Source organism: Flagellimonas taeanensis (assembly GCF_003584105.1).
GTDB classification, from domain to species: Bacteria; Bacteroidota; Bacteroidia; order Flavobacteriales; family Flavobacteriaceae; genus Flagellimonas; species Flagellimonas taeanensis.
The window spans coordinates 195905-210439 of the sequence record NZ_QXFO01000008.1; the positions used below are offsets into that span (position 1 = coordinate 195905).

Here is a 14535-nt window from a genome sequence, read left to right on the forward strand (position 1 = left end):
TTGATGTTTTCTTTATTCGCTTCTCAATGATTCCACTGGATTGGCACTGGCCGCCCTCCAACTTTGCCAACTCACGGTAAGCAAGGCCACAAATAAGGTCAGCATTCCCGCAAAGAGAAATATCCACCAGTCCATATTGGTCTGATAGGCAAAGCTCTCCAACCATCTGTTCATGGCGTACCAAGAGAGCGGCACGGAGATCACGAAGGCCAATGCCACCCACTTCACAAAATCTTTGTTCAGGAGTACCATCACCTTGCCAATGGTGGCCCCGTTCACTTTACGCACCCCGATTTCCTTTTTCCGCTGCTGCATATAGAAAGTGGCCATGGCCAAAATGCCCATGGAAGAGATGACGACTGCCAAAAAGGTAAAGTAGCTGATAATTTTTCCGGTGCGCTCCTCTTTTTTGTACCACTGGTCTATGGTCTCGTCCACAAATCGGACATCAAATTCCACATCGCCCACAATCCCGGCATAAGTGGACTTGATCTGGTCGATGGTGCTTACAATTCCTTTTCCGTCAATCTTCAAGAAGATGTTGTCAACAAAGCGCTCTGGAGATTGTTGGTGCATCATCAGGGGGCCAATATTGCTGCGCAATTGCTTAAAATTGAAATCCTTGACCACCCCCAAAATGGGAATGTCCCTTTCTTCCATTTTAAAGGAAACAGGCTTGTCCGTGAGCCCCAACTCTTTTAGGGCGGCTTCGTTGAGGACGACCCCATTGGGAGCGTAGGCCACATCGGTGGGCATCACTTCGATGTTGAAGACATCATAGAACGCGGAATCCACTGCAAATTCCTGAAAGCTGACAGATTTCCCTTCGTAATCGAACGTTTGGTTGCTGCCCCCGCTCAAAGGACTTTGCCAGGTCAAGGAAGCCCCCTTTACACCAGGAATTTTTAGGAGCTCGTCCGCAATGGCCTTTTTTTGGGTGGTACCGCCCAAATATTCCAGATGGACGATATTGTCCTTGTTAAACCCTAAATCCTTGCTTCTGAGATAATCGGTCTGTTTTAGAATGATCCAGCTACAGGCCAAAAGGGAAATGGCCACGGTATATTGGAAGGTGATGAAGGCTTTGGCATAAACACTTTTGGCCTTGGTCCGCAATTCACCCTTGACCACTTCAATGGGTTTGAAGCTCGAAATTTTCAAAGCAGGGACAATACCCGAGATAAAACCGATCAAAAGCAGCATGCCCAGGGCCATAAGCACATTGGAAATGGTTAGGGCCTGGTTGAGGTCCAAATGGGTCTCCAAAAGGGAATTCAAGGCAGGCTCCAACAATTTGGCGAGCAAAAGGGCGAGCAAAACAGCAACAAAACACAAGGCGAAGGATTCCGCCACTAGCTGGCGGATCAGTTTTTTCTTGGACCCTCCCAACAGTTTTTTCACGGCCACTTCCTTCCCCCTAAAGGTAGCCTGGGCGATGGTGAGGTTGATATAGTTGCCAATCGCCAACAACAAAATGATCAATACAATGGCCGATAGAATGATGATCATGGTCTTGCTGTTGCTCTTTGTTGCATTGCCGGCCTTGTTGCTAAAATACAGTTCTTTCAGAGGGGTGAACTCCACCGTGCTTGCCCAGCCCTCTTTGTAGAGCCAAAAATCTTTTTTGAAATTTTTCAGTATCTGTGGGGCTTTTGCGGGAAGATTGGCATTGGGTTGGGCCATGAAATAAATACTGATAGAGCACCAACCATATTCCTCCATGATGTTCTCAAAGCCCCAAATGGTTTTTAATGCCTTTAGGTTGACCAGCGCATCTTGCTCAATGAAATGGGTATTCTCCGTAAAGTTTTCCATGACACCCGTGACCGTGAACTTATGCTGCGTATTGATGAAAACCGATTGGCCAATGACATCGATGGAGCCGAACAGTCGTAGGGCGGTCGATCGGGACAGGACAATACCGTCCTCGGTCTGGAGTACATTATCAGCTTCACCCTTGATCAAGGGAAAGGAGAACATCTTGAAGAAGCCCGGATCAACAGCCAGATAATCAAACTTTACTTTTTGGCCATCGGTTTGGGAGATTCGTCCAGAGACATTACATACCCTTGTAAAATCCTCGATTTCAGCATAACTGTTCTTAAGATCCGTGGCAATGGGGGGTGAAAAGTCCACCGTTTCATTTTCCAGGCGATAGATCCTATCCCTATTTTCATGAAAATTGTCAACGGACAGTTCATTTTGGATATAAACACCAAGGAGCAATACAAAGGTGAGCGACAGGGCGAACCCCAAAACGGTAACCGCCGTGTACATTTTGTTCCTGGAGAGGTGTCGGAGATATGTTTTTAGACCCAACATTTTTATATCGTTTAGTTTTTGATGAATGTCATTCTGTTCTTAGGCTTTCCACAGGATTGATATTGGCCGCTCTATAGGTCCTTGTGCCAATGACGGCCAGGGCCACTACCACCATTCCCAGTCCGCTGGAAAGGAATACCCACCAACTGATGGAGGTCTTATAGGCAAAACTTTGCATCCAATCCTGGATGAGGTACCACGAAATGGGCACGGAAATAACGAAGGCGATACCGACCAAGAGCAAGAATTCCTTGCACAACAATAGGTTCAGTTGGGCCAAATTGGCACCCAGGACCTTGCGTACCCCGATTTCCTTTACCCTTCGTTCCGTGGTATAGACAGCCAATCCCAAAAGTCCGAGACAACTGATGATAATGGCGAGGCCCGTGGCCCATTTTAGCAATTGCATGGTGCTGCGTTCCCTTCTGTAAAAACCTTCCACGGTCTCATCCATAAATTCAATTTCCACCTCTTCATCGGGAAACACAGAGGCCCATGTTTTTTCAATCTCCCCAATGGATTTTGCCCACTGTCCCGTATCCTTGCCCAGATCAAAATGGATGCTTCGGAAATTCGAGTATCCGCCATTGCCCCAATCACCCGTAAGCGCCATAGGTTTGATAGTGGACCGTAGGGAGCGTTGGTTAAAATCCCTCATCAAGCCCACAATGGGAATGCTCATGGTGTCCAATTTAACAGTGGCCCCTACCACTTCTGGAGCATTTTGAAACCCCAAGGCCTTTGCAAAGGCTTCGTTCACCACATACTCCATTATAGTGTCATTTAAGCGGTCCCTTCCCGCCAATAATGGAATTTGGTATGTTTTTAAATAGGAAAGATCACCCCACAAGAATTCAGTTTCTTGATGCATTTCCGCCCCATCCTTGTAATAGGTAAGTATCGAAGAGGAAATATTATTGGAAGTAGGCGGGTTGTTGCCCCAGCTTACATTGGAAACGCCCTTGATGTCTTTAATTTGATGGAACAAGCGTTCTTTTTTTACATCAGAATTATTGCTCCAAGGCAGGTACACGTAGGCCACTGCATCGGTTTTGATGCCCATGTCCTTGTTCATTACAAAGTAAAGCTGTTTGCCGACCAATACGGTGGCAATGACAAAGACCTGTGCCACGACAAATTGGAAAATGGTCAGTGTCTTTCTAAGGCGAACCCCTTTGTCTCCCTTACTGAACTGCCCTTTCAAGACCAAAACCGGCCTGAACTTGGACATTACAAAGGCTGGATAAAAACCAGAAAGAAGACTCACCACGACAATCAGCGCCAATATGCCCACAGCACCCTTTGTGCTATAGAGTACCGAGAGATCGATACCTTCGGGCAGGAAGTCCATGAACTGTCGCAATAGCATGGGTGCCAAGACCAGGGAGAGCACCGCGGCCAACAACGTCAGGATGAATGTCTCCACCAAGAACTGCCGTACCACTTGCTTCTTTGAACTCCCCAAAGTTTTGCGGATACCAATTTCCTTGGCCCTGGTCAATGCTTGGGCGGAGGTCAAATTGATGAAGTTGGCACAACCCAGCAACAGCAGGAAGAGGGCCACGAAGGCAAGGCTCTTCAGAACGGTCATGCTGGCCACATGATCTGAATTGTTGAAAGGATAATCACCATGTTTTCCACCAAAGTGGATATCGGCCAAGGGCTGGAGAACGAACAACCGTTCATCATTGACGGCCCAGGGCTCCGTGTTTTTGTGTTCCAACGCCAAAGCATCCAATCTGGATTGGATTGCCGGGAGACTGGCCCCATTGGTTACCTTAATAAAGAGCTGGTCTCCAGAGCTTGTGCTGTTCCAAGCATCATTGGTGGCCACGTCTTTTCTATCGAACATCTTGGCAGAGGCTAGGGACATGAACTCAGTGAACGTCAAGTCACTTTTCTTTTCGAAGTCGGCTACCACCCCGGTCACTTTTACGGGAATGGAATCATTATAGATCAGTGTGCGCCCGATAATGTTCGCCATTTGGGTGTGCGGAAAATATCTTTGGGCCTTTTCTTGGGAGAGGACCACTTGACCCGGTTCAGACAGGGCGGATTTACTTTCCCCTGCCAGCCATTCGTATTGGAACAACTCAAAATAGGCATCATCGGCAAGAATGGCGTTTTCGGGGTTCCTAAAACTCAGGTCGGCCTCCCTGTTCTCAACCTTGTAAAATGAAGTATTGAAGAAGGGGGCGGTCAGTTCTACCCCAGGCACACCTTCTTGAAAGGTACGCATCAGGGGAACGGCCACCCCACGGTTGGAAAACTCCGCATCATTGGATTTGAACAAGGAGGTGATCCTATAGATCCGATCACTGTCGGGATGGAACCGATCAAATGAAAAATCATAGTACACAATGGACCCAATGACCATGGCGGCGCAAAGTCCAATGGAAAGCCCTATCACATTGATGGTCGAGAACAGTTTGTTCTTGAGAATGCATCTCCAGGCGAGTTTTAGGTTGTTCTTGAACATATGTCTTCTTTTTTATTCCGTACGCAGACTTTTAACGGGGTTGGACCTTGCGGCTTTTATGGCTTGAAAACTCACGGTAATGACTGTGACGAGCATGGCCCCGAGCATGGCAAGACCAAAGATCCACCACTTCAAGATGACACGATAGGGATACTCCTGTAACCATCCGTTCATAATGTAATAGGCTATGGGGACGGCGATGAAACAGGAGATGATCACCAGTTTCAAAAAGTCTTTGGAAAGCATGTTCCAGACATTGAAAACAGAGGCTCCCAATACTTTTCGGACACCGATTTCCTTGGTGCGTTGTTCGGCCACAAAGGAAGTAAGCCCAAAAAGGCCCAGACAACTGATCAATATGGCAAGGGCCGTGAAGATGCCGGAAAGGGTGCCGATGCGCACCTCGGAAGCAAATTTCTCCCCATATTCCTCGTCCACAAAATCATATTGAAAGGGGATGTTGGGAAAATGCTCCTTGAACACGCGCTCAATGATGGCAATGTTTTGACTGGCGCTTTGGTTGGGGTTCAAACGGAGGTTATAAAAGGATCCATTGTTGTACTTGTCGAAAACGTACATGCCCTGCTTTATGGGCTCGTAGGGCGATTGGGCAATCATGTCCTGTACTACCCCAATGATTTTCAAGGGAGGTCTGGGATCTTCCTCATCATCATCTTTGATGAATTGGCCCACAGGATTTTTCAGCCCCATATATTTGACCGCGGTCTCATTGATCAATACGGCATTGGAGTCAGATGGGAACTCCCTGGAGAAATCCCTTCCCTGAACAATCTTCAAGTTAAGGCTTTTGGCATATTCAGGGGAGACCTCGGTCCACGCAAGGTCCTCTTGGAAACCCTCCGGTTTGCCTTCCCAGACAAAGCCACTTCGGTTGGACCAAATATTGGTGGTCGGGGCACTGGACGTGGACATTTCCATGACCGCACCCGAAGCGATGAACTCATCCCGCATCAGTTCAAATTTGCCTGTGAAATCTTGGCTCATGGTCGGAATCTGGATCAGGCCTTCCTTATCATATCCAATGGGTCTGTTCTTGGCGTAATTGATCTGTTGCATCACGATTACGGTGCCGATGATAAAGGCCACCGATACCGTAAATTGGACTACCACTAGGATCTTTCTGGGCAATCCGGAATGTTTCCCGGCCTTGAAGGTGCCTTTCAGCACGTCCACGGGCCTGAAGGACGACAGATAAAGGGCGGGATAACTGCCTGCAAGCATGGCCGTGAACAAGATGAAGACCAAGGATATTCCCCAAAAACCTGCGGAGCTCCAAGGGAACGTCATTTCTTTCTTGGCGAGGTTGTTGAATCCGTTCAAGGACAGGATAACAATGAGCACGGCGATGCCAAAAGCGAAAAGCACCACCAAAAAGGATTCGCCCAAGAACTGGTTGATCAATTGACGGCGCTGGGAACCAATGGATTTTCGGATGCCCACTTCCTTCGCCCTTTTTTCGGAACGGGCCGTGCTGAGGTTCATAAAGTTGATGCAGGCCAATAAGAGTACAAAAGCACCGATGATGGCAAAAAGCCAAACATATTTGATGCGGCCACCAACCTGTTTCCCGTTTTCAAAATTGCTGCGGAGGTACCAATCCTTCATGGGGAAGAGAAACAATTGTGGGTTGAATTCCTCCGTATTTTTGTTGAGCGTCTTCTTTACATCTTTTATGGTGGACGTTACCCGCTCCATGGTGGTGTTGTCGGCAATCTGTACGAACATTTGGAAGGAGTTGTTCCCCCATTGGTCCTCGGCATTTTTTATCCATTCGTTCACCGAGACATATTTATCCCAGGGCATGATGAATTGAGCATCGTTAAAAGAGTTGTTGAAGGGAATGTCCTCATACACGGCAGTCACCATCATATCATATTGGCTATTGACCTCTATGGTTTTTCCAATGGGGTCTTCATCACCGAACAGGGCATTGGCAGTGGATTCGTCCAACATGATGGAATTGATTTCCCTCACCCCGTCCTTTTCCCCTTTCAGGATTTTCAGGTCGAGCATTTCTGGGGCATCACGCTGCATAAAATTGCCATCCCGGGAAATACTGGTTTCCTTATATTTTAAATATTGGGAGGTGTTCCAGGAGGACATCACCAGATGCTTGAAATTGTCCATATACCCATCCCTGAAAGCTTTTTCCAGCGGTCGGGGAATGGCAGGCCCGGTCCCGGTCTGTCCATTAAAGGTTTGCGACTGGAAAATTTGCGCGATCTGGTCCTTGTGGGAAAAATAGTTGTTGTGGCTCAGCTCGTCCCTCACCCACAGACCGATGATGAGGGTCACGGCCATGCCCAGTGCAAGCCCCCCTACATTGATGACGGTATAGGCCTTGTTCTTGGTAAGGTTCCTCCACGCAATTTTTAGATAGTTCTTAAACATGATTTTTCGTTTTTTGATTGATGGCTTATTCGGTTCTTAGGCTTTTTATGGGATTGGCCACAGCCGCTTTTATACTTTGGTAGCTGACCGTCAAGAGGGCAACGCCCACGGCCATGAGTGCCGACAGGGCAAAGATCCACCATGGGATGTTGATGCGGTAGGAAAAATCCTGTAGCCAGCGGTCCATGGCATACCATCCCAAAGGTAGGGCGATGATGACCGACAGCCCCACAAGCTTTAGGAAATCCATGGAAAGTCGGTAAACGATTTGTCCTACACCTGCACCCAATACTTTCCGCACCCCGATTTCCTTCACCCTTTTTTGTGCATTGAAGGCCGCAAGGCCAAGAAGTCCCAAACAGGCAATGATGATGGAAAGCACCGTAAAAATCATGAAGATCTGGCCCAAACGTTGCTCCGCGTCATAACTGGTGTTGAAGGAGTCATCCATAAAATAATGCTCAAAAGGCTGAGCAGGGGCCAAGTCGTTCCAAATCCTCTCTATTTCCGAAAGGGTCCGGGAAACATCCCCACCATTCAGCTTTATGGCCAAATTGCTGGCAAAATCTGTACCGTAGAATAGGCCAAGGGCACTTACTTCGTCCCTGAGGCTCTCGAAATGGAAATCCTTCACGACACCTATGACAGTACCGATGGAGCCATTGTCAAAATCATCGACAAACTGTGAGCCCAGCACTTCTTCGGGGGTTTTCCCCAAAGTGGCAACGGCCTTTTCATTGAGCAAGATGGCAGAGGAATCGGTGGCAAAATGGTCAATGTCAAAATTTCTTCCGGCAACCATGTCCAGTCCAATAGTGGTCAAATAATCCTCATCCACGCGCCATTGCTGCATGTTCAGGGCTTTTTCCATGCTTTGGTCCTCTGCACGCAAAAAAGTTCCGCTGCTCCTTGACGAAGGGGTTGGCAAATAGCTGCTCAAAGTGGCTGTGTTGACTTGACTGAGTTGGGAGACTGCATTTTTGAAAGCTTGCTTTTTTCCTTCAAGGGCATTGACACCTTGAACGATCAGCACTTGATTTTTGGCATACCCCAGGTCCTTTCCTTGAATATATCGCAATTGTTGGAAAACCGTGAGGGTCCCCATAATCAAAAATACCGAAATGGAAAACTGCAGGATTACGAGCACATTTCGCACGCGCCCCCCACCCACAGATTGGTCTCCCTGCCCCTTGAGCACCTTTGCGGCCACAAACCGGGACATGAAAAGAGCTGGATAGCTTCCGGACAGGAATCCCAATGCCAAGGCCGCCAATAAGAGAATCAACCAAAACAAGGGGTTTGATATGGGTAGGGACAGCTCTTTGCCGCTCAGGTCATTGTACAAGGGCAGAACAGCCCAGGCAATGATCACTGCGACCACCAGGGACCCTAGGGCAATCAATGCCGATTCTGTTAAAAATTGCCCGACCAAACTCTTCCGTTGGGACCCCAAGGTTTTTCGGATTCCCACTTCCTTTGCCCTTTTAAGGGAATGTGCCGTGGAAAGGTTCATAAAGTTGACGCTTGCCAGAACCAATAGGATAAGGGCAATGGCCCCGAGGATGTAAACGTTCTTGATGTCGCTTACGGCACTGAACTCCGGACTTCTTCTGGAATACAAATGGATGTCCTCCAATGGGATCGTGGAGTAGCGCATGTAATTCCCCGAATCTATGAACTGCTGTTCCGTGATGCCTGGGAAAAATGCCTGGGCGTAGGGGATTACATATTTGCCCACCATTTCCTGCAATCGATCATGGATATCTTCGGCCTTGGTCCCTGGCAGCATTTTGATAAGGGTGTAATAGTTGTGACTTCCCCATTCGGCCAATTGGGCATCCTCATATCCGGCCATGGAAAGAAAAAGGCCCCGATCTTTGAGAAATGAATTCTTTGGGAGGTCTTCCAGAACACCTGTTACCCTATAGGTTTCATTATCGTTCAACACCACGGTTTTTCCTATGGCCTGTTCGATTGGAAAGTGTTTTTCGGCAGCGGTCCTTGTCATCACCAAGGTGTTGGGCTCCGTCAAAGCGGTCCTTTCATCACCATGCAACAATTCCAGCCCCAGCATCTTAAAAAAAGTAGAGTCGGCATAGGTCACCGAGGCTTCACGCACATTGCTGAGCGCTTCTTGCGTACGTATGAATATGCTCCCTACACCCCTGAACCGGGTAGTGAGTTCCACTTCAGGGATGTCGTTCAGTATAGCTTGGGCCATAGGAGCGGAAACTTCGGCAAGTGTTTCTTCCTTGCCGCCAAATTTCATATCGGCATTGAGTCGATAGATGCGCTCCGAATCGGAAAACATGCTATCATGGCTAAGTTCGTCGTGGATATAAAGCCCCAGCAAAAGTCCACCGGCCATTCCTATGGCCAGCCCAAATGTGTTCAGGAAAGTGAAGAAAGGTTGTTTCTTCAGGCTTCTCCAGGCTATTTTTAGATTGTTCTTGAACATGGTTCTCGTTTTTTTTGATTGCTGTTTATTCCGCCTTCAATGTTTTGACGGGGTTGGTCAATGCGGCACGTATGGATTGAAAGCTTACCGTCAATAATGCTATCAACAGGGACAAAAGCCCGGCCAATAGAAAAGTTCCCCATGAGATATGGATCCTGTAAGCAAAATCCTCCAACCATCGATCCATCATGTACCAACCTATGGGGATGGCAATGATGATCGACAGCATGATCAATTTCATGAAATCCATGGTGAGCAGTTGGTAAATGCTTTTGAACGGGGCCCCAAGGACCAAGCGGATGCTGATTTCCTTTTTCCGTTGCTCCACCAAGAATGCGGACAGGGCAAAGAGCCCCAGACAGGCCACAAAAATGGCAAACAGCGCAAAACTGTTGAATATCTTGCCCATTCGTTGTACATCGTCGTGCATGTGGGCAAATTCCTGGTCCAGAAAGGTGTACTCAAAAGCCTGTTGTGGCACATATTGTTGCCAGATGGTTTGTATGTCACGGATGGCGTTTTTGGCTTCGCTACTGCTCAGTTTGACGGATACCATGCTGGGGCTGTTGCCAATGACCAGGGAAACAGGGGCAATATCCTCTTTAAGGTTCTTGAAATGAAAATCCTCGAGCACCCCGATGATGGTCCAGTCTTCACCATTGTTGATCCGTTTTCCTATGGGGTCGTCGAACCCTAGTTCCTTGGCCATGGTGGAATTGATCACAATGGCGGATGAATCGCTGGCAAAATCCTTCGAAAAGCCACGGCCCTCCTTCAATTGCAGCCCAAGGGTATTGATGTAATCGTGGTCCACACGCCATATTTGCGCGGGAACGGAAATTTCCTGCCTTCCGTTGGCGATGGCCCCGAAAGTGTTCCCGTTTCGCTTGGTGCCTTCAATGGGGAGGTAATCGCTTATGGAAACTGCCTTTACATCGGACAGTCCAAGAAGCCTTTCTTTGAAGGACTGCGAGTTGTCCTTTAGAAGATTGGTCCCTTTTATGACCAGCACTTGATCTTTATTGAAGCCCAGTTTCTTGTCCAGAATGAAATTCATTTGGTTATAGATGATTAGGGTGCCAATGATCAATACCACAGAGGTGGTGAATTGGACAACGACCAGACCACTACGGAGTTTGCCACTTTTGCTGCCGGTACTCAGGGTGCCCTTGAGCACGTTCACTGGTTTGAAGGCAGAGAGATAAAAGGCAGGGTAAAGACCGGCCATGATTCCAACGAGCAGGGCCGCCACCGCAATGGTGGGCAGGAACCACCAGGCCGACCACGGCATGACGATGTTTTTGGCTGCAATGACATTGAAAGTAGGAAGCAACAGCCAAGCCAGAAAAACTCCGATAACAAAGGAAATGAGGCTATAGATGACAGACTCGGTCAGGAACTGGCTTACCAAATGGCTCCTAAAGGCACCAACAGTTTTTTTCAATCCTACCTCTTTGGCCCTATTGGCGGATTTGGCTGTGGATAGATTGATGAAATTGATGACCGCCAACAATAGAACAAACCCGGCAATGGCAGCAAACAGCCAAACAAACCGGATGTCGCCATGTTTCAAACCATCGCCCATTTTTGCATCGGACCTTAGGTGGATGTCCCCAACAGGCTGTAGTTTGTATTCCAACGTTTTTAAAACTTCCATGAATTCCTCCCCCCTCATTCGTTCCCTATAAGCAGGGATGACGTATTGCTCGAGAATGGAACCCATTTTCTTTTCCAGGGCTGCAACTTCCGCTTTGTCATCGAGCAGCAAATAGGTGAAGTAATTGCTGTTGGACCAGCTCATGTTGGTGTCCTCGATGGCCAGAAGAAAATCGAAATCGAGGTGGGATTTCTTTGAAAGATCTTCCTGTATGACTCCGGTCACCGTGTAGGGCCTGTTGGAATTGTCGTCCAAATAGACCGTTTTTCCCACGGCATTGCCCTCTGGGAAATACTTGGCCGCTTTTTGGGCCGTCATCACAATGCTCCCTGGATTGGTCAAGAGGTTCTCCGGAGTGCCCTCCACCAGCTCAAGTTCCAAAATGTCAAAAACCTGTTGGTCCGCATAGATGAAGCCGTCCTCAAAATTGTTTTGGGAGGTTCCTGCGGCCCGCAATGGTCTTCTTCCCGCACCAAAAAGTTCGCTGGTATTTATTTTGCCTGCTTTCAGCACTTGGGGAAAGGTAGCTTCCAAGGTCTCAGCGAACGGGAGTTGAAAATGGACGCTCTTCAACTGCTCGCCCCCCATAGTGCCCTGCATCACCACACGGTAAATCCGGTTTTTGTTCTGGTAATGGGTGTCATAGCTCAGCTCATTCCCAATAAAAAGGGCAATCAAAAGGCAAGCGGCTATACCAACGGCAAAACCACCAATTTTAATGGTGGTAAACAGCTTATCTTTTTTGATGTTGCGCCAAGCGATTCGTAAATGGTTTTTAAACATGATGTTTTTCTTTGATTGATGATGACAGTGTTATTTCATTCCGTGCGCAAACTTTTAATAGGGTTGGCACTGGCTGCTTTAATGGCCTGAAAACTTACGGTTGCCAATGCAATGAGAATGGTCAATATGCCGGCAATCACGAATACGGCCCATCCAATGTTTGTTCTATAGGCAAACTGTTGGAGCCAGCCACTCATAAGGTACCATGCAATGGGGGATGCGATCAATATGGCAATTAAAACAAGTTTTAGAAAATCGAGGAAAAGTAATTCGAGTATTGCATAGGTGGAGGAACCCAATACCTTTCGCACACCAATCTCTTTGATCCGCATTTCATTGTTGAAAGCTGCCAATCCGAACAAGCCAAGGCACGAAATGAAAACGGCTAGAACGGCAAAGTACTTGGAAAGCGATAATATACGCTCTTCCGAAGAATATTGTGCGTTGAACATTTGATCCTGAAATGTGAAATTAAAATTGTAACCAGGATTGTAATCTGTATACAATCGTTTTAGGTTTTCAATGGTCTTCATTTCCGATCCAGAATGGATCCGCACCATTGCCAAGGCCAAATTGTTCGGGGAATATTTAAAAACCAAAGGTGAAATGGGTTGCATGACCGAGGCAGTATGAAAATCCTTCATGACCCCAAGAATGGTCTTGTCCTCTCCCCAAAGGTTTATCTTTTTTCCAACGGGATTCTCCAACCCCATTATCCGTATGGCCTCCTCATTAAACAATACGTAAGATTCGGGAGAACCAAGTTTTTCGTTAAAAGATTCCCCCTCCACCATTTCTATATTAAGGGTCTGTGTCAGGTTTTCATCCACATCGCGAACAATAAAATCTACCTCAAGATCCGCTGGCTTACCGGCCCAGTCAATGCCATAGGTGGAAGACCCGCCGTCTTCCCGCACAATACTTTGGCCAAGTCCACCAACACGTTCCACTCCCTCTATTTTTTCAATCTCGTCGAAGAAAAACGGGATGTTGTCATAGGCCTTGCCTTCAAGATCGATCTGGATTATGTTATCTTTTTGGTAACCAATGGGTTTTGTGAGCGCAAAGTTGAGTTGGTTGTTTATGATCAATACCGATATGATCAAAACTAGGGACGCCATAAATTGAAAGACGACCAGGCCCTTTCGGGTAAAAAGTTCTCCACCATGGCTCTTAAAGGTGCCTTTTAATGTTGCCAAGGGGCTGAATCCGGACAAATAAAAGGCAGGATAACTTCCGGAGATCAATCCGGTAAGCAATGTGGCCAAAATCAATACAGGGGCATTTTGGGAAATAAGTTGAAGATCCAGCTCCTTGCCCGAAACATAATTGAACACAGGAATCAACAAAAAGACCAATAACAGGGCCAATATCAAGGAAAGGCATGTTAGGAAAACCGACTCGGTCAAAAATTGGACCACCAATGTTTTTTTGGTACTCCCTACCGTTTTCTTGATGCCGATTTCCTTAAACCTCCTGCTAACGCGGGCCGTGGAAAGATTCATGAAATTGATACAGGCAATGAGCAGGACCAAAATGGCAATGAAAGAAAAGAGCCTAACGTAGGTAATTCTGCCACCACTTTGAATACCATCCACATAATTGCCCTTTAAGTATGCATCTGAATATTTTCTCGTGAAAAGACTGAACATGTTGCCATCAAGATACTTGTCTACAAACCGGTCGATTTTTTTATTAAAGGCAGCCTGGTCCGTGTTGGGCTTAAGGACAAGGTATGTTTGTGGGCCAGTATTGTACCATTCTTTTCCGTTTGTCCAAATGTCTTCAAGCAATTTCTTTTTGGTCCCTACGAAACTGAACTTCATGGTAGAGTTTGAAGGAACATCTTCAAAAACACCTGTAATCTTTCCGGTCTGTTCTTTGCCAAAGAAGCTATATTTTATTTGGTGGTTTAGGGCTTTGTCAACAGAACCGAACAGTTTTAAGGCAAAGTTTTCGGAGATAACAATGGCATCCTTATCCTGAAGCACTTGATCTATGGAGCCTCGTATCAGGGGAAAGGAAAACACATTGAAAAAGTTTTTACTGGCAAAGAGCCCTTCTGTTTTAAAAGTATTCTCCTCATTAGAGAAAGTGATTGCCATTCCCTCTCTCTCAAGGTTCATAACACTAACCGCGTCTTCAACCTCGGGCAAATCTTTTTCCAAGGCTTCTGCAAGGGGGCCTTGTGTACCTTCATGAACTCTGATCGTTCCATTTTCCTCGCTCTTCATCAATATTTGATAAAGGTTTGGGTCATTTTCATGAAACGTATCGACCGTCATTTCATCCGTCACCCAAAAAAATATGAGAAAAGCACTGGCCAGTCCTGTGGAAAGCCCTAAAATGTTTATCAGTGAAAACAAAGGATTTCTCCTAAGGTTTCGCCAGGCTATTTTAAGATGTGTCTTGATCATGATGGTT

The 14535-nt window shown here is 47.0% G+C and carries 6 protein-coding genes; all 6 read right to left on the bottom strand.

The features are described from left to right. Positions 1-12: 12 nt before the first annotated feature. Genes D2V93_RS03035 through D2V93_RS03060 form a run of 6 tightly spaced genes read right to left on the bottom strand, consistent with a single transcriptional unit; the run spans position 13 to position 14528 of the window. The gene (locus tag D2V93_RS03035) at positions 13-2322 is read right to left on the bottom strand and encodes an ABC transporter permease (protein WP_119618338.1); all 2310 of its coding nucleotides are present in this window, start codon (positions 2320-2322) and stop codon (positions 13-15) included. 28 nt (positions 2323-2350) lie between these two features. Beyond that, positions 2351-4801, bottom strand: coding sequence for an FtsX-like permease family protein (locus tag D2V93_RS03040; protein ID WP_119618339.1), 2451 nt, complete (start codon positions 4799-4801; stop codon positions 2351-2353). Between the two features lie 12 nt (positions 4802-4813). Then, positions 4814-7213, bottom strand: a complete 2400-nt coding sequence (locus D2V93_RS03045; protein WP_119618340.1) for an ABC transporter permease — start codon at positions 7211-7213, stop codon at positions 4814-4816. Positions 7214-7238: 25 nt separating this feature from the next. Next, positions 7239-9671: an ABC transporter permease gene (locus D2V93_RS03050; protein WP_119618341.1), complete on the bottom strand. Its 2433-nt coding sequence runs from the start codon at positions 9669-9671 to the stop codon at positions 7239-7241. A 25-nt stretch (positions 9672-9696) separates the two neighbouring features. Next, the gene (locus D2V93_RS03055; protein WP_119618342.1) at positions 9697-12111 is read right to left on the bottom strand and encodes an ABC transporter permease; all 2415 of its coding nucleotides are present in this window, start codon (positions 12109-12111) and stop codon (positions 9697-9699) included. 35 nt (positions 12112-12146) lie between these two features. Beyond that, positions 12147-14528, bottom strand: a complete 2382-nt coding sequence (locus D2V93_RS03060) for an ABC transporter permease (protein ID WP_119618343.1) — start codon at positions 14526-14528, stop codon at positions 12147-12149. Positions 14529-14535: the final 7 nt, after the last annotated feature.